13 protein-coding genes are annotated in these 16,732 nt (G+C 42.9%); 6 read left to right on the top strand and 7 right to left on the bottom strand.

The window, feature by feature from the left end:
- Positions 1 to 4 precede the first annotated feature (4 nt).
- From ftsA to BUB99_RS04800, 3 genes are all read left to right on the top strand, one after another.
- Positions 5 to 1,309 (top strand): cell division protein FtsA, encoded by a 1,305-nt coding sequence (ftsA, locus tag BUB99_RS04810; RefSeq protein ID WP_073119860.1) that lies wholly within the window; start codon positions 5 to 7, stop codon positions 1,307 to 1,309.
- A gap of 111 nt (positions 1,310 to 1,420) precedes the next feature.
- Positions 1,421 to 3,076 carry a cell division protein FtsZ gene (gene ftsZ / locus BUB99_RS04805; RefSeq protein ID WP_073119859.1) on the top strand — a complete coding sequence of 552 codons (1,656 nt, stop codon included), beginning with the start codon at positions 1,421 to 1,423 and terminating at the stop codon, positions 3,074 to 3,076.
- A gap of 387 nt (positions 3,077 to 3,463) precedes the next feature.
- Entirely contained in the window at positions 3,464 to 4,267 is an 804-nt protein-coding gene (locus tag BUB99_RS04800; RefSeq protein WP_073119857.1) for a hypothetical protein, read from the top strand.
- Between the two features lie 92 nt (positions 4,268 to 4,359).
- Here BUB99_RS04800 and BUB99_RS04795 read toward each other — a convergent pair whose 3' ends face one another.
- Both BUB99_RS04795 and BUB99_RS04790 read right to left on the bottom strand, forming a co-directional pair.
- Positions 4,360 to 5,991: a vWA domain-containing protein gene (locus tag BUB99_RS04795; RefSeq protein WP_073119856.1), complete on the bottom strand. Its 1,632-nt coding sequence runs from the start codon at positions 5,989 to 5,991 to the stop codon at positions 4,360 to 4,362.
- Between the two features lie 415 nt (positions 5,992 to 6,406).
- Positions 6,407 to 7,348, bottom strand: coding sequence for a DUF4440 domain-containing protein (locus BUB99_RS04790; protein ID WP_073119854.1), 942 nt, complete (start codon positions 7,346 to 7,348; stop codon positions 6,407 to 6,409).
- 457 nt (positions 7,349 to 7,805) lie between these two features.
- On the opposite strand from BUB99_RS04790, the gene BUB99_RS04785 reads away from it, so the two are divergent.
- Complete coding sequence (locus BUB99_RS04785; RefSeq protein WP_073119853.1) at positions 7,806 to 8,135, top strand: glycoside hydrolase family 97 C-terminal domain-containing protein; 330 nt, start codon at positions 7,806 to 7,808, stop codon at positions 8,133 to 8,135.
- Between the two features lie 258 nt (positions 8,136 to 8,393).
- On the top strand, positions 8,394 to 10,196 hold the full coding sequence (locus BUB99_RS04780) for a glycoside hydrolase family 2 protein (protein WP_073119851.1): 1,803 nt from the start codon (positions 8,394 to 8,396) through the stop codon (positions 10,194 to 10,196).
- Positions 10,197 to 10,542: 346 nt separating this feature from the next.
- On the opposite strand, the gene map is transcribed toward BUB99_RS04780, so the two are convergent.
- From map to BUB99_RS04755, 5 genes are all read right to left on the bottom strand, one after another.
- Positions 10,543 to 11,307: a type I methionyl aminopeptidase gene (gene map, locus BUB99_RS04775; RefSeq protein ID WP_073119849.1), complete on the bottom strand. Its 765-nt coding sequence runs from the start codon at positions 11,305 to 11,307 to the stop codon at positions 10,543 to 10,545.
- Positions 11,308 to 11,380: 73 nt separating this feature from the next.
- Complete coding sequence (locus BUB99_RS20105; protein ID WP_317041706.1) at positions 11,381 to 11,509, bottom strand: hypothetical protein; 129 nt, start codon at positions 11,507 to 11,509, stop codon at positions 11,381 to 11,383.
- Between the two features lie 881 nt (positions 11,510 to 12,390).
- Positions 12,391 to 13,767, bottom strand: a complete 1,377-nt coding sequence (locus BUB99_RS04765) for an ApeA N-terminal domain 1-containing protein (RefSeq protein ID WP_073119847.1) — start codon at positions 13,765 to 13,767, stop codon at positions 12,391 to 12,393.
- A gap of 198 nt (positions 13,768 to 13,965) precedes the next feature.
- Positions 13,966 to 14,877, bottom strand: coding sequence for an ankyrin repeat domain-containing protein (locus BUB99_RS04760; RefSeq protein WP_170863733.1), 912 nt, complete (start codon positions 14,875 to 14,877; stop codon positions 13,966 to 13,968).
- A gap of 187 nt (positions 14,878 to 15,064) precedes the next feature.
- Positions 15,065 to 15,811, bottom strand: coding sequence for a DUF4145 domain-containing protein (locus BUB99_RS04755; RefSeq protein ID WP_170863732.1), 747 nt, complete (start codon positions 15,809 to 15,811; stop codon positions 15,065 to 15,067).
- Between the two features lie 424 nt (positions 15,812 to 16,235).
- Between BUB99_RS04755 and BUB99_RS04750 the strand changes: the two genes are divergently transcribed.
- Positions 16,236 to 16,721, top strand: a complete 486-nt coding sequence (locus BUB99_RS04750) for a T9SS type A sorting domain-containing protein (protein ID WP_073119842.1) — start codon at positions 16,236 to 16,238, stop codon at positions 16,719 to 16,721.
- Positions 16,722 to 16,732: the final 11 nt, after the last annotated feature.

Raw genomic sequence — 16,732 nt, 5'->3', positions numbered from 1 at the left:
TGGTATGGAAAACAACGACATTATCGTAGGTCTCGACATAGGTACAACGAAGATTTGTGCCATAGTCGGTAGAAAAAATGAGTTTGGCAAACTTGAGGTTTTGGGCATGGGAAAAGCGGTATCTGATGGTGTCATCAGAGGAATCGTAACGAACATCGACAAAACCATCAATGCCATCAAAAAGGCGGTAGCTGAGGCTGAAGAGCAATCAGGTATCGATATCAGAGTGGTCAACGTGGGTATCGCTGGGCAGCATATCCGTAGTTCTGTACATCACGGGTCTATCATCAGACACACGTCGGATGATGAGATCACGATAGAGGATGTCAATAGACTGAGCAACGATATGTACAAGATCGTGATTCCTCCAGGGAGTGAGATCATTCATGTCATGCCACAGGATTATATCGTGGACTATGAAGAAGGAATTAAAGACCCAGTAGGGATGTCTGGGGTTAGGCTAGAGGCAGATTTTCATATCATTACTGCTCAGACTAACGCCATACAGAATATCAACAAATGTGTGAGACGCGCAGGTTTAGAGATTGAAAATCTTGTATTAGAGCCATTGGCATCTAGCCTTTCTGTACTCAGCGATGAGGAGAAGGAAGCGGGTGTATGTTTGGTGGATATTGGAGGCGGTACTACAGACATCGCGATTTTCCATGAGAGTATCATTCGTCATACCTCTGTGATACCATTCGGAGGCAATATCATCACATCTGATATCAAAGACGGGTGCAACGTACTCAACCATCAGGCAGAAATTTTGAAGACCAAATTTGGTCAGGCACTCTCTGAGATGGCCAATGACAATGAAGTCGTTTCCATCCCAGGGTTGAAAAACCGTGATCCAAAGGAAATCTCAGTGAAGAACCTCGCACGCATCATCGAGGCGCGTATGGAGGAAATCATCGAGATGGTGCATACCAAAATTATTACCAGCGGATTTGAAAACAAATTGGCAGGTGGAATAGTGATCACAGGTGGTGGTTCGCAACTGATTTCTAGCAAGCAGCTATTCGAGTACATGACTGGGTTAGATGCGCGTATAGGTTTTCCTAACGAGCACTTGGGCAAGAGCAAGATCGAGAGTATCAAATCTCCGATGTATGCTACATCAGTAGGACTGGTACTATGCGGATACAAAGCACTAGACGATCGTGACCATAGATTCTATACAGAAGACTTAGCGGTCAAAAGCTATGACAAGCGCAAGCAAGTCGATGCAGGATCGGACAGCATCTTCAAAAAAATATTAGAGAAAACGAAGGGCATCTTGATTGATGATTTCGAAGAAAGAAAATAATAGCCTATTCGCCGAGAGGTGAGGGTGGTTCTATGAGGCTCAACAGATTAGAGCCGCTCAAAACAGCTATTGAATTAATAATTAGTAAGACAGAATTAAACTAAAACAGACATGACAGAAGGTAGTTTTAAATTTGATTTGCCTATGCACCACAAATCGATCATCAAGGTGATCGGCGTAGGCGGTGGCGGTAGCAATGCCGTCAATCACATGCACAACCAAGGTATCACCGGTGTAGAATTCATCGTGTGTAACACCGATTCACAAGCGCTCAACGTAAGTGCTATCCCGAACAAATTGCAGATAGGTGTCAACCTAACAGAAGGTCTAGGCGCAGGTGCTAATCCCGAAAAAGGAAAAAATGCTGCCCTAGAGAACAAAGAAGAAATTAGAAACATGCTCAACGAGGACACGCGCATGGTGTTCATCACGGCAGGTATGGGTGGAGGTACTGGTACAGGTGCTGCACCAGTAATCGCTCAGGTAGCAAAGGAGCTCGGTATCCTCACGGTAGGGATCGTGACCGTTCCTTTCAAGTTTGAAGGAAAGAAAAAAATGCGCCAAGCGATGGCGGGCGTGGAATCACTCAAAAACAACTGTGATACCGTCCTAGTCATTCTCAATGATAAGCTGTTGGAAACCTTCGGAAACCTGTCGCTCAATCAGGCTTTTGCACAGGCAGACAACGTACTAACCACAGCGGCCAAAGGTATCGCTGAGATCATCACCGTCCCTGGCTATGTCAACGTCGATTTTGAGGATGTGAAAACGGTCATGAAAGACAGCGGTGGAGCGGTCATGGGCTCCTCTGAGACCTCTGGAGAAAATAGAGCCATCAGAGCGATCGAGGAAGCGATCAACTCGCCACTACTCAACAACCAAAATATCAAAGGAGCAGACAAGATATTGCTATCTATCATCTCTGGTGATCAGGCGGAGTTGAAAATGGATGAGTTGACAGAAATCACCGATTTCATGCAGGATATCGCTGGAGACGAAGCAGAAGTGATCTTCGGTCACGGTGTGGATTCGTCGCTAGGTGATGGCATCAGAGTAACGATTATTGCGACTGGTTTTGATCAGTCTACAGCGCAGGAGCCTGAGATCGCGGAGATACCTGTGCAAAACACAGTGGCTCCACAGCCTACGCCTACACCAGATCCAGTACCTACCCCTAGAGAAGAGCCATCAGCAGATAGCGACATTGATAAGAAAATCTATGAATTGGACAGAGATACTCAACCACAGATCGAGTTGTTCTCCAATGAATTCAATACAAAAACACGCGAGGAAAAGTTCGAAGAGGAATTTAAGCTGAAAATGAAATCATTTCAGTTCGAGAAGCCAGAGCAACGTGAAGAACCAGAGGTGTTTCATAGATCATTCACACCTTCGTCTGAGGAGAAAGATGAGCAATTCGAACTAGAGATGAGAAGTCTCTTTATGGAATCTCAAAAGAAGAGAAACTATGAAATAGAGGACGAACCCCTAGAGGAACTGGATGGTATGGCACACCCTCCATCACGAAAAATTCAACTCATGGAGCAGTCCGAGCAGAGAAGACAAAAGCTCAATGGTCTGCATGATAGTACGGAGCAAGTAGATACATCCTCTTTCAAAGAGAAGTTCGATGTGCCTGCCTATCAGCGAAAAAAGATAGACCTCAAGAATGTACCTATGTCCTCTGAGAGCTTCGTCTCTAAGTACAACCTGAATGAAGATCAGCAGTTAGGGGGTAACAAATTTTTACATGACAATGTGGACTAATCTGTCAAGATAATCCACCGTCAAAATACAAAGTGACAAGTCAAGCCAAGGGGATTTCTCCCTAAGGCATCGGACAGATGGCTTGAAGCTTTTAAAAGCAAAACTTCGGAAGTTTATCCACTGGCCCATGGGCGAGCTGGGTATAGGTCTGAACGTTTATTTTCTGTCAAGTTTTCTTCTATGCGGGATGGTTTGGGCTTTTGAGCGAGCACATACCTCCCGTCATAGTTGAGAATGCTACTCCAAACCTTTTGCCCGATCGGGCATATCTCATCTCCATGGTTTTAAGATCACTCACGCACAGTGTATTGATTCTTCTCTCGTATCTTATCTAGACTTCATTCGTAGACTATAGGAGTATATTTTTTGAAACAAAAACAACCCGTTATGAAATCCACCAAGAATCTAATAACAGTAGTCGTTATAGCCACAGCTTTGATATCCTGTGAGACGAGCAAAAAAGAATCTACTACTGCCAAGGTAGAGCAGAGCTCAGAGAAGTCGTCGAGTGAAACCAAGATAACACTGACTCAAGCTCCTCCATCTACTCAATTTCCTGATGCCAGGTTGACTAAGAAAGATGTCAAGATGAGTAATCAGGACACGAGTTATCAAGTAGACTATAGTTTTGATGTTGAGAATTTTGAGGTAGGAGCACAGACGACTGGAGCAGCTAATCGAGGGATTGCGAACTCTAGTAAGGGACAGCATATTCACTTTATAGTCAATGATGGTCCCTATTCGGCGCATTATATGCCTGGAGCGTCAGACCACTTAAAGGCAGGTAATTATGCCGTATTGGCGTTTCTCTCCAGGTCCTATCACGAAAGTGTGAAGAACAAAGATGCATTTCACCTCGAAAATCTAAAGGTCGGAGATGTCGAAGAGAAAACAATAGACCTCAGTGCTCAGCATATGTTTTATAGTAGACCGAAGGGAACGTACTCAGGTGCAGATACTAAGAAAGTGATGCTTGATTTCTACTTGGTCAATACCACACTATCTCCTACAGGCAATAAAGTTCGAGCGACTATTAATGGCGAAGAATTTATGATCGACAAGTGGGCACCTTATTATATAGAAGGATTGCAAAAAGGTGAAACAACGGTCGAATTAGAACTCGTAGATGCGAAAGGAGAATTTATCGAAGGGCCATACAACAAGGTCAAACGAACAGTAACGCTGAAATAGTCACTTAACGATATTACAAGTAGCAACAGAGGAATGGGTATTTGAACCGATTCCTCTTTTTTTATGTTGCTCATCTGTCTGGAGACTATAGATTAGTTAGGGTTTACGCTCACAGCAGTTAGTTCATCGATCATCGCTGAGAGGCTGTTTTCTTTTTTGATTCGAATGTAATGGCCTTTGCCTTCCTTGGCGAGCTGTTGCAGTTGCTTTTGGTTATCGATGCGACTACCAAATCCAAATACGGTGAACACGATTCCTTCTTTGTTACCAGTTCGGATGAGTTTATGTGTCTCTTTGGATATCTCAAAGCCTCCGTCAGTGGCTAGGATGATGCGGTTATTGCCATCAGGAATGTATTCCGACTGTGCGAGTTGATAGGCAAGTTGAATTCCTTCTCGGGCATTGGTTTTCCCTTGGGAGTGGAGCGAGAGGAGTGTACTGATGGCTTGCTGATCGGTGAAGGATACATTGGTCAGTACGGCATGCGCATCGTCGGAGTAGACGACTACCGTGAGCCGGTCATTTTCTCTCATCGCGGTGGATAGCTGCTGGATTGCTTCCTTGATTAGCGGCATCTTGGTGGGGTGATTCATGCTGCCCGATGCATCTAGTAGCAGGACGGTATGGTTATAGGCATAGCCTACCATCACCACTACAGGATTCGGAGTAGGTGCGGTCAGCGCTGGACGAACCATGCGATATAGCCCAAGTTCTTTGACCGTTTGAAGCAGGTGGGCAGGCACTTCGAGCATGTCGTCTTGAGCACTGATTCGTGCGAAAGCATTGTAGTGCTCGACAGCTTGGTTGTATTCATTGACGATGATTTCATAGGCTGGTGGGGCATATGCTGTTACGGGTTTTGAGTCGTGGTAGGCTTTCATCATGCGGTGGAGCTGGTCAACTACTTTGTCATAGCGATGGGGAGCAGAGTTGCCGTTGCTGGTGCCTAGATCACGGATATCTCCGAGGTTGTTTGCCCGTTGCTCTTGGAGGCGTGTGAGCATTAGTCCAAGCTGAATGGTGTCAATTGGGTTTTCTGCGGTGAATGAACCCGCTCTAGTCATTTCCAAAAGTTGATGCGCAGTATCTAGTGCACTTTTCATGGTGGTAGCACTCACTACCCAAGCATTCGTTGGGGACGGTGGAGGACAGTGTTTTGAATGAACACGTTTGGCTAATAGCTCCATGCCCAATGCAAGACGTCTATAGTTTTGACCAATCTGATCCAGCTCGTATAGCCTTTGGTAGACTTGGTTGACAGTGGCAGTGTCTTCTACAGAAGGTTGATTTTGTGTCAGTTCGTGTAGTTGTTCACAGATTGTATTTTGCACGACCTGCAGATTCCATAGCGAGTCAAATAGGAGCGAAAGACTATCTCGATGCGGAGTAGGGATGTTTTTTTGCAAGGCTTTGGCAGCTGTGTACTGAGAGAGAGGTAGTGATATGGGTTTTGCATAGAAGCTGTTGACCTTTCTGACCTCTGCTGATGAACTCAATTTTTGATTAAGTTTTTGATTGTAATAGTAGTACGTGCGGGATTTTCGATAGGTAGATTTGGTACACCGATTGATGACATCTAAGTGTTCGTTTAGTGCCTTGGTGATTTGTTCGGGAGTTGTAGACAGGATGTAAGAGCTGGCCTGAACCTTAGTCACACACACCAGTAATGTCAAAATGGGGAGTAGGAAAGTAAGCGTTTTGGTCGAGCTAGACGATAGGGTCATGGAGTAGGGCTAGTTGAATAAATATAGGTCGTGAAGTTAACAATAGTGCAAGACAAATAGAGAGACAGACCTACTTAAACCCCGTTCTCAAAACTTCAATCTCTAACATGGAAGTAGTAGATCTTGTGCGTTGACTCTTGGTTTGGCAAAAAACCATAGGCCCTGTACGAACCAGGTTATGAATGATACATGTTGTCATCGACAATAGTTGGATCGCCTGCCCTTTTTTAAGTCGTACCTACATGAAGAGCTCTCAAAAATTTGAGTTGAGCACACTCCCTGTGACAAGTCACTAGGTATCGGACTTGTCGCTTCTCGGTAGTTAGGTGCAGGGCCGAATCGAAACAATTGATCCCCACCTGCGGGAGGGGCAAGCCACATCGTCAAATTGGAGTTCTACCCCTTCCAACGGACCTCAGTCATACATGGCCATTTGACGAAAAATTTTGAGTGCCCCATTGTTCTGTCTACGCCATATTTTAAGTGTCTTGCCTGTGTTCACCCCCGAATACTCATTCATTCGCCAAACCGCAATGTGGCTTCCATACTCAAGGACATACCCATTTAGTTCGATGATTTTGTCCGTTCTATTTTGGAGCTTTTCAAAAACGGGCAGTTCATTGACGTGTTGGTCGAGATAAGTATCCAGCTCTTCTTTCCCTTCATAAATCGGATTGTTGCTATAAATGAACATCCCATCCTCGGTAAAAAACTGAGCCCACAGCTTGGCATCTTTTTGTGGGATTGTCTCCACCATCAGCAAATTGAGTGCCGCCAACTCCAGTGTGATGTCACTGTTGACAGGAAGGTGTGGTTGATAGGCCATGATTACAGCCGGCACATCCTCAAAACGCAACTGATCTGCAAAATCCACAGCATGATTGTAGTTCCACGCTTGCGAGATTAGTTTCATCTCCCCATTGCTTGCCCTCTGCCAGACATCCTGGTATTTGCCTGCCAACTCGAATTGGCGTAGCTGCGGATCTGTCATTTTCAGGTTGAAATACCCCAATTCAATGAGTACATTGTCAATACTTAGAACCTCAATTACCTCTCTTTGGTAGGACTGAATGTCAAACTTGTCAAAAAAAGCTTGGTAGTAGTCGGAGCTATTCTTCTTGCCCAAAACAGTCCGTTGAAACTCAGGCATTAGCCTTACCTCTTCCGAAGAAGCTTTGAGAAGTGCATCAATGTCTTCGTTTCGAAATGCCTTTGAGAAACCAGCTCGAAACCCCTCTAGGAAAGAAGCCGTCTGCGCATCCACTGCTGCATCGGCCACTTGAGCCACAGAAGAAAAGAAAAAAGCATTGAAACAGATCAATAAAAGAAAAGCTTTGGAGAGAGAAGGGACAGGCATTTTGATTGGTTTTTGGAATGGTTTCTATTCGTAGTACATATGTATCTAAAGGTAGTGCCAGAATCATAAAAGCTAAAGTGTCGCTAGAATTAATTTACAGGCCGAGGCTAGAAAACTAAATGGATGAGCCAATTCGACATAGACAAAACCTAAAGGCGCCATACGAGTAGCGGATTATCAAGGACTTATTTACCGAGGGGAGATAGAGCTTTTTAAAAAATATAGCGGTTTAAGATAGTCCTCAAACCGCTATTGCATTTATACATTGTTGGCAGTTGTTTTTTTGTCGGCTAGTTTTCCTGCTCAAAAAATCGTTTGTTCATTGTGGTAATTACCGTTTCAATTCCATCTTTTTACAACCACTCATATGCTGTTGTAGCTAGATTGCCAGCGACTCTTGGTATCCGCTAAGACCTAAAATGAAGAAGGGCGTTCGCCCGTTGTTGGTATTGTTCCCATGGCAGCTGACCTACCCGAAAATTACAAAAGGCAGCGCACATTTCAGTTTACCCGAGACGTGCCGACCAACTGGGAGGATCCCAAAGTACTCAACGCCAAGATAGGAGACTACCTGACTGTGGCGAGAAAGTATCGTGAAAGTGATGACTGGTACCTCGGGAGTATCACAAACGAGGAATCCCGTGAGTTTACCGTTTCGCTGGATTTTCTAATGCTAGGAAAGCAATACAAAGCCTACGTCTATGTAGAGGGCAAAGACACAGATGTTGATTTAGCTGCATCATTGAGCCTCAGCAACTATAGCTATCAGATATTAAAGAAGCGTTAATTAGGTTTTTCAGTAACGCGTACTGTTCAAAACCCGACCTTAGTCACGTCGGGTTTTTTTGTTGTGTATGACAATTATGTCAGCGACGCAGAGCGGTTTGATAGGTTAGGAATTGTTTGTCAGTTGTTTATGTTTTGTTTTAGATAAAGAGAGAACAGACTTCTATTTGACATTTGGGAAATGGTCTTGATTTTAATTCATTGCTTCATTTTGAGTCCCCCCGATAGCCTATATCTTTAGGCTGCTAAAACTAAAATTATGAAACTAAAAACACTATTTGCCATCGTCGTACTGATGATGGCTGGCCTCAGTACGTGGGCCACTACTCAAAACCCATTTGCTCGACAAAGTATTAGCCTCAATGGCCAATGGAGCTACATCATCGATCCCTACGAAAACGGCTTTTACAACTATAGACGACAGGCTTTCGACCAAAGTGATTCGGGTGCTGGCGGATACTATGACAACAAGGTGCCTGCACACCCCAATGAACTGATCGAGTATGATTTCGAACATGCAGCAGTGATGGATGTCCCTGGGGATTGGAATTCGCAAGTACCAGAACTGGAGTTTTACGAGGGTAGCGTATGGCTGTTTAAATCTTTCGAGGTAAGCCCTCAGACGGACAAAGTATACAAACTCTACTTCGGTGCGGTCAACTACGAGGCGCATGTCTATTGCAACGGCAAGAAAGTAGGAATGCACAAAGGCGGATTCACGCCTTTTGAGTTTGATGTGACGGACCTGTTGGTAGACGGGGACAATTTCGTCGTACTCAAAGTAGACAATACCCGTCATCAGGACGAAGTGCCTACGGTCAACACGGACTGGTGGAACTATGGTGGGATCACCCGCGATGTATTGCTTTTGGACCTCCCAAAACAACACGTAGCTGACTATGTCCTACAGCTCAACCCACAAAACAACCGCGAGATCAAAGGCTCTGTGACGGTAGCAGGGGGACAGGCAGGTGACAAAGCGCAAGTAGCCATCCCAGAACTCCGCATCAACAAGGAGGTGACGCTAGACAAGGACGGGAAAGGTAGCTATGCTGTCGCTGCTAAGAAGGTGAAGTATTGGAGCCCTGAGAGTCCAAAACTGTATGAGGTACAAGTGTCCTACGGACAGGATGTAGTCCAGGATCAGATCGGTTTTCGTAGTATAGTGACAGCGGGCAAGGATATCCTGCTCAATGGCAAATCGATATTTCTCAAAGGTATTTCTATCCATGATGAAAATCCGCTGATAGAGGGTAGGTTGAGATCCGAAGGAGACATCCGCATGATGCTCCAGTGGGCGAAGGAACTAGGCTGCAATTTTGTCCGCCTGGCGCACTACCCACACAACGAAAAAATGGTGAGAATGGCAGAGCAAATGGGGCTCATGGTATGGGCAGAGGTGCCAGTGTACTGGACGATCTCTTGGGAGAACAAAGAGACTTTTGCCAATGCCAAAAAGCAGCTGACAGACTTGATCGAGCGTGATATCAACCGAGCTGCTGTGATGATCTGGTCAGTGGGCAATGAGACGCCGGTCAATGCGCCGCGTCTGCAGTTCATGGGCGGACTAGTCGATCACGTGAGAGGCCTAGACGATACACGATTGGTCGCGGCAGCTCTGGAGCTAGAGACCGTAGACGGTGTGATGAGCTGTCACGATCCACTGGCGGAGAAGATTGATTTGATCAGTTTCAACGAGTATGCGGGCTGGTACAGCAGCCATGCCTTGGATAAGCTGACGGATATCAAGTTCTCGTTTGATCAAGACAAACCGGTGTTTATCTCAGAGTTCGGCGCAGGGGCACAGCCAGGCTACTACAGTGCGGATCGTGTGCGCTGGTCGGAGGAGTATCAGGAGGATCTCTATATCAACCAACTCAAAATGCTGGAGCAGATCGATGGACTCAGAGGGATGACGCCTTGGATTCTAGTGGATTTCAAATCACCACGCAGACCACATGCCGTCTATCAGAACTTTTGGAATCGCAAAGGCCTCATCAGCGATACTGGCAAAAAGAAAAAGGCATTCGCTGTACTACAGCAATACTATGAAGGTAAGTAACCGCAGTAAATACTGAATCCTAGCGGCTGTTTCATTTCGGGTGAGGCAGCCGCTTTTTTCTGATAGGGTAGGGAGATGCTGGACACTTGATGCCCCTCCTAACTTACCAACATGGAAGGGTCAGTTTACCTTTTTCTTTTTTGAACTAGCAAACACCCCATAGGTTACTTTGCTTCATCCCAATGGATCACTTCGTTATTCAGGATTCATTGTTTGGAATTCGTGATTGTTTTTTCATAAAACAACCACCTAGTTATAAATCATTGGAAGAAGAAAGGACCTGGTGGTGTGAGAGGCGCACTGGCGGTCATTTGACCGTCAGCCGTCTACTCAATTGTAGCCAGTTTTAATTCCACATCCCATTTGATTCAGTCAAAACAATAGGGTTTTTATCCGTAACCAGTATCGTCTGTTCGTGTTGAGTTACATATCCACCTTTATTTCCAATTAAAGTCCAACCGTCATTTAATTCTACAGCAATAGTTGATTTTGTAGAGATAAAAGTCTCAATAGCTACTGTTGTATTTTTTTTAAATCTTTCTCGGTTTGTTCTAACTCTATAATTTAAAATATTTTCAGGTGCTTCGTGTAAACTTCTTCCAACTCCGTGACCCGCTAAATTTTTAATCACTTTGAATCCAGATTTTTTTGCTTCAGTTTCTATTAAATAACCAATTTCAGAAATTTTTACTCCACCTTTGATATTGCTTATTGCTTTGTGTAAGATGTTTTTAGAGGCATTTACGAGGGGTTGGTGATTATGAATGTCTTTTCCAAGGACAAAAGAACCTCCATTGTCAGACCAAAAACCATTCAATTCAGCTGAAACATCAATATTTATTAAATCACCTTCTTTTAATATTTTATTCTTAGATGGAATTCCATGAGCGGCTTCTTCATTTACACTAATGCAAGTGAATCCAGGGAAATCATAAGTTTCATAAGGTGCTGATTTTGCCCCGTAGCTTTTTAAAATTTCACCACCATATTCGTCCAATTCTTTAGTAGACATCCCGACTTTAACATATTCTCGCATCAATTTTAGTGTAGTTCCAACAACTTCACTAACTTTTTTCATTCCTATTAATTCAGACTCTTTTGTTATTGACATCTTATGTTTGTTTTAATTGGCGACAACAACCGGATAGGTGACATGGTGTCACATATCCGCAATGTATCTTTAACTAATCTAGTAGATTTTTTATGGTTGCCAAACCTTTGACTGCTGCATGGGGGTAAATTTCTGTGGTTCGTAACGAATTATGCCCCAGCAAGGTCTGAATGTAGCGCAAGCCTGTGCCAGACTCTAGCAAATGCCCGAAAAAGTAAAGGGGAAAGGAAACTATGGGGCTTGCAAATTTTAGCTATTGAAGCTGCTCTTGCAAACGATTCCAGACGATTCCCCCTGCAGCCTACGAGAAGGTTTCTGGGCACTCGGATTTGTCCCTGACGTGGGAAGGAAACTATGACGCTAAATACTGTCCTGCAGGCTGTAGAAAGGGTCTGTTTTTGTCTTTTCAAAAAACCGTGCAGGTTCGTCTCTAAACCTGCGCAGATTCGGAGCAAAGTCTGCGCAGGTTTGTTCTAAAGTCTGCGCGGGTTCGGAGCAAAATCTGCGCGGGTTTCTAGTAAAACCTGTACAGGCTTAGCATAAAGTCACAGCAGGTTTGTGGCAAAGTATCAGTAGGTTTTTGGTAAAGCCTCAGTAGGCTTGGGACAAAGTCTGCGCAGACAGATCAAAAGAGGTGTCTATAAAAATCTGAAATCCATATTATACGTAGATGCCCCTCATGAGCTCAACGAGTATGCCGCCCCTCTGACTCCTCTGGTCGTAGCGGACGCTACGACCAGAGGAGGGTGTTTATTCTTGATGTTACGTACTCAGCTGATTTTAATTTTGCTTGAAATTCCTCTTTCAGTTATTCCTTGTTAGTAGATCTGTTCTCCATGAAAGCCAAGCTAAAATTTAGCAGTTGGTTGGATGAAAGCGAGACTGCAAAACTCGATTCCAACGAAGAGGAACTGGGGTGGAGCGTAAAGAAAATATCTGTTAGACGTTTTTAGCGAGGAGCTGGCCTGTAGGGGTAAGGATTGAGAACTGCTTGGCCTGTCCTGACGAAGAAAGGATCTGGTGATCTGAGAAGCGTACTGGCGGTCATTTGACCGTCAGCCGTCTACTCGATTATGTTTTCGTTTAGTATTCCTTCAAGTGAAATTTCGAATTACGCTTTAGTATAGTTGCCATGTAATCAGGTTTGATGTTCATCTTATCAAAGGTTAAAATTAATAGAAGCATCAAAAGTTGCTTATTGAAATTTGGAAATTCAGAGGGGGTCATCTGGTACTCGCAGTTTTTGCATAAATGAGCTAGATTATTTCGACTATCAACAAGCTTATTTATGAATAATTCATACTCAATGGCTATTACCTTTTCTATATGAGTCCTGTTTTTCTCAAGAAACTTCAGGATTTTGTCCTTGAGGGAAGATGCATTAATTTTCTTAATTCGTGTTTTTAGGTAGTCAATAGTATTTTTTTCAATTCCATTCCCCTCCAATATGGAAATATGTTTTAGGTCTTTGGGTGTGAGTTCTCGAGCAATAACAGAAGATGGCATGTCTTTTTCTATCATTTTTTCGAGCGCAAACACTAAATCCAAGAATGTGCCTTCTGGATTAGAGTTTTCACATCTCAATGCTTGGACTATTTTGTCAATGGAATATTCATGGCTGACTCTTATGGTTTGCCAACACTCGAAGAAATTGGTGAGCTCTGTTTGCTCCTTAAGTGAATTAAGATTAATGAGAGGTTCGTGAAAGCTAGGATTGTCTTCACTATGTGTTATGGGGTCAATTCTTAGATTTCGTCCATTCCTATAACAATAGTAACTTTTTTCATCAGTAGAGTAAATTGTAATAGGTGTTGTTATCCTAACATCAGTTCCAATCAACAAGACAAAAATATCTTCAATTTCTTTTAGGAAAGTGAAAACTTCACTGAAGGTGAGATGTGTTTTCATGTCACTATAAAGCCATGACTCTTGCTCAAGTTTATACTCAGCATAAGGATTTATTAATGGGACTGAATGAACATGAGTCACACGTAGTTCAAAATCCTCATTTTTGAATAAAATTAGATCATCAATGTCTTTGGTTATCCTTTTGACACCAGCGACTTTCTCTCCTTCGTAAAAAGACTCAAAAACATTGATTCCTGTCCAGACTGTTAGGTAATCCATGCGAAAATTCAGCGCATTGAACTCAATTTTATTCTCTGGATCTCCTGTTAGTATATGTGTCGGAGCATAAATAAAGTATTCGAAGTTGATAAAGTCGGTCCGATGAATAGGGTGTGGCGGTTTTAGTTTGCAGTTAAAAAAAATGCAAGATTCACCGTTGTCTAAATGTCCATAAATCAGCTTAACATTTGGTTTGTAGTCCTGTTTTGTATGGAAATGACCAAAAAGATCAATATAGGCTGTTCCGTTGAGAAATTTCAAAACACCGAACACAATGTTCTTTTCCTCACCAGGAATTAGAAACTCTCCTTTGTAGGCTTTGTTAAATTTCATAGGGATTCACTAATGAAGCACAACGCCAAGATATGGTGTCGTGGCGTTTTATATTTTGTTCGTTTCGGATGCTAATATAGCCGAATCTGCGATTCGGCTCATACATTTTTGATTCCTCATGAGGCGCAGCGCAGAATCGGCGGGGCTTGCAAAAACAGCTGTACTCTCCATTTCCGCTAAACCGCCATGCATCTCATATCAATTGTTACCATTCTTTTTCATTTGAGACATTATGAGTTTTTCAATTTCATCTTTTTCAGGGTTTCCCTTAATGGCCTTCAGGGTTCGTTTATAGTCTTTAGAGCTATAGTCTGTAATTGCGCCTTTATTTATCAGCAGTTCTGTCATTAATGCAGTTGAATATTGACCTGCAAACATCAATAATGTCCAATTATCAGTATCCCTTATGCTAACGTCAGAACCAATATCTAAAAGTTTTTTAGAGATGTCATATTTATTGTTTCGTACAGCAAAAGTTAGTTCACTCCAATTGTACTCATTGACTTGGTTAATTTTAGCTCCAGTTTCAATCAGAAGGTTTACACTTTGTAATTGGTCGAATTTAATCGCGTACATTAAAGGTGTCCAGCCATCCGAATCGCTCAAATTGATATTCGCTCCTTTGCGAATTAGTAAAGAGGTAAGTTCAGGCTGCTGATTTCCTATTGCCATCATTAACGGAGTTATTGACCGGTCATCAATTCTGATGTTAACATCCGCTCCTAAACTAATTAAGTTCTCTGCTACAGAAGTATGCTTGTTACTTATGGCTAGAGCTAGAGGCGTCCAATTGTCTAAGCCAACAATATTAATTTTCGCACCGTTATCAATGAGTAGTTGAGCAATATCTGGTTGATTAAAATTCAATGCGTACATTAAAGGAGAGTCTCCCTTCCTGTCGAGTTCATTGATTCCCACTTTTTTATCTATCAAAGCTTTTGCACTGTCGGAATAATTGTTTCTTATCGCAAAAAGCAATGGAGAAATACCTTTGTAGTAGTAATCATACCCTTCTTTAAGTTCCTTGCTTGCGGTGTTATGAAGTTTGTCTTGGGAGAAAACAGAACTAGCAACTAGTAGAATAAATAAAGTGAATTGGATTTTTTTCATAATGCCGAAAATTATGCAATCAATGAATGGTAACGCCTTGATAAAAAACGTAGGGATTGAATAGCACCTTGCTTTCATTGACCTACGAGCCAAGACCGATTTCTAAATTTAAATTATACTTGGCGGACTCTCCAGAATCCGATGAATTTTCGAATTGCAGGTCAGCCCTATGTTTATTTATCTTTTGTTATGTGGCTTTTTTTCGTCTTTTGTCAAGTTCAGAAGGCATGATGTAGAGGTATTTTATGAGTTCTTCGATGAAAACAATTATTTGGTTAGAATCGTCTTGCGTTACCTCTTCGAGGGGATCAAAATGTGCTCCAGAGTTACCGATCAAGCGAACTTCCTTTGCCCAATCCGATAATGCAGGGCTCAGCACCCCCTTCTTAGTTAGAGATTCAAGTCTGTTCGCCAATGTTCCTTTAGTTTCTCCCTTATCATGAGCAATTGCTTCGAGAGTTCTTCTAGCCATAACTGCTGACGATCGATAACATTTTACCGCATGAGTTATTCGTGATTCGTTTAGTGTTGAGCTGATTTGGTCAGGTATTTCTTCTGAGTTCTCAATGTTCAGAAATGGCCACCAAAAGAGACCATTCCAAGTAATTCTACCACCCTTGAATTCACTGGGATCCTTGGAGTCTCCAATTAGACGTTCTTCAATTACAATTGTTGGTTGATCGCAGTTTCGGCAAACTAGAGAACTAACCTTATCAAAGTAGTCTTTGTTGTTTTCTACGTAATCGCTTATTCTGGTTACTGTGCTAAAGGTTGCAGGGAGTTCACCAATGAAATCAAAACTGGATTGCTTGTTACACCTCGGACATAAACCTTGTGGATTGCTGGAAGTTGGGAATTCACTGTTATCTACAGGAAGTTCCTCATTCCTCTGACCTTTTCTTGTGTTCCTTGTAAAGTAGTCTCTAAATCCCATTGCAGTAATGCCACATAACAACCGGATATGTGACACCATGTCACATATCCGCATTATATTTTTTTAATTCTTTTTCTTATCAAAGCCTGCTCTATTCAATGAATCTGATGTGAAGCATGCTTTGAACTGTAATGGAAAGTAAAATAGGGTAATAGATCGAAAGTGACAAGACGAACGAGGTGCTGACACCTCCAAAAACCTGACAGAGCACCAGTTCATATTCCATATCGCTTCAAAAACCTGACGGGAGGCCAGTTCAGATCCGATTTTGTTTCAAAAACCTGACGGAACAGCGATCTGGATAGTGAAGCGCGTCTAAAACACATTTTTAGGACTAGGAGGGGGTTCGCCACAGAAAACGGCGGGTTCACCACAAAAAGTTGCTGATTTTTTTCGCAATGAGATTATTTGTGAAAAAAAGGAAATGAAACAGCACACTATTTATCTCATCTTTTTACTCACCACCCCTTTGCTGTCCTGGGCTCAGAGTATTTCACCACATACGCTCTCTAGCGCTAATGCGTCTACTGTTGGATCTTCGGCTATGCTGAGCTGGACAGTAGGGCAAACTGTCTCCTACAGCGCTGGTGATGATAATGTACTGATATCGGGTATTCACCAGCCAATACCGAGTCAAGTCATGGAGGTGTTAGAAGTTATCAATAGCGCTCACACGACGATAGAAGTCTACCCTAACCCTACAGTGGATTTTGTCCAGATAAAAGAAGGGAACAATGAAGTGACAAGCGTGAGTATATACAGCCTTGATGGCAGAGAACGCTATGAGTTTGACGACTGGAAGTCGAACCTAGAGGGTAGGATAGATTTTACCGAAATGGCAGTGGGGGTCTATGTCCTCATAGTCAGAACTGACCAACATATATACGAACACAAAATCATTAAGAAATAGAATTTTCATAA

Source organism: Reichenbachiella agariperforans (genome assembly GCF_900142205.1).
GTDB classification, from domain to species: Bacteria; Bacteroidota; Bacteroidia; order Cytophagales; family Cyclobacteriaceae; genus Reichenbachiella; species Reichenbachiella agariperforans.
Note: the sequence above shows the minus strand (reverse complement) of the source record. Positions and strands in the feature narration are given on the sequence as shown.

What these genes read in the sequence shown, in the direction of transcription:
- ftsA (WP_073119860.1), top strand. Translation starts at nt 5, where the DNA reads ATGGAAAACAACGACATTATCGTAGGTCTCGACATAGGTACAACGAAG.
- ftsZ (WP_073119859.1), top strand. Translation starts at nt 1,421, where the DNA reads ATGACAGAAGGTAGTTTTAAATTTGATTTGCCTATGCACCACAAATCG.
- BUB99_RS04800 (WP_073119857.1), top strand. Translation starts at nt 3,464, where the DNA reads ATGAAATCCACCAAGAATCTAATAACAGTAGTCGTTATAGCCACAGCT.
- BUB99_RS04795 (WP_073119856.1), bottom strand. Translation starts at nt 5,991, where the DNA reads ATGACCCTATCGTCTAGCTCGACCAAAACGCTTACTTTCCTACTCCCC.
- BUB99_RS04790 (WP_073119854.1), bottom strand. Translation starts at nt 7,348, where the DNA reads ATGCCTGTCCCTTCTCTCTCCAAAGCTTTTCTTTTATTGATCTGTTTC.
- BUB99_RS04785 (WP_073119853.1), top strand. Translation starts at nt 7,806, where the DNA reads ATGGCAGCTGACCTACCCGAAAATTACAAAAGGCAGCGCACATTTCAG.
- BUB99_RS04780 (WP_073119851.1), top strand. Translation starts at nt 8,394, where the DNA reads ATGAAACTAAAAACACTATTTGCCATCGTCGTACTGATGATGGCTGGC.
- map (WP_073119849.1), bottom strand. Translation starts at nt 11,307, where the DNA reads ATGTCAATAACAAAAGAGTCTGAATTAATAGGAATGAAAAAAGTTAGT.
- BUB99_RS04765 (WP_073119847.1), bottom strand. Translation starts at nt 13,767, where the DNA reads ATGAAATTTAACAAAGCCTACAAAGGAGAGTTTCTAATTCCTGGTGAG.
- BUB99_RS04760 (WP_170863733.1), bottom strand. Translation starts at nt 14,877, where the DNA reads ATGAAAAAAATCCAATTCACTTTATTTATTCTACTAGTTGCTAGTTCT.
- BUB99_RS04755 (WP_170863732.1), bottom strand. Translation starts at nt 15,811, where the DNA reads ATGGGATTTAGAGACTACTTTACAAGGAACACAAGAAAAGGTCAGAGG.
- BUB99_RS04750 (WP_073119842.1), top strand. Translation starts at nt 16,236, where the DNA reads ATGAAACAGCACACTATTTATCTCATCTTTTTACTCACCACCCCTTTG.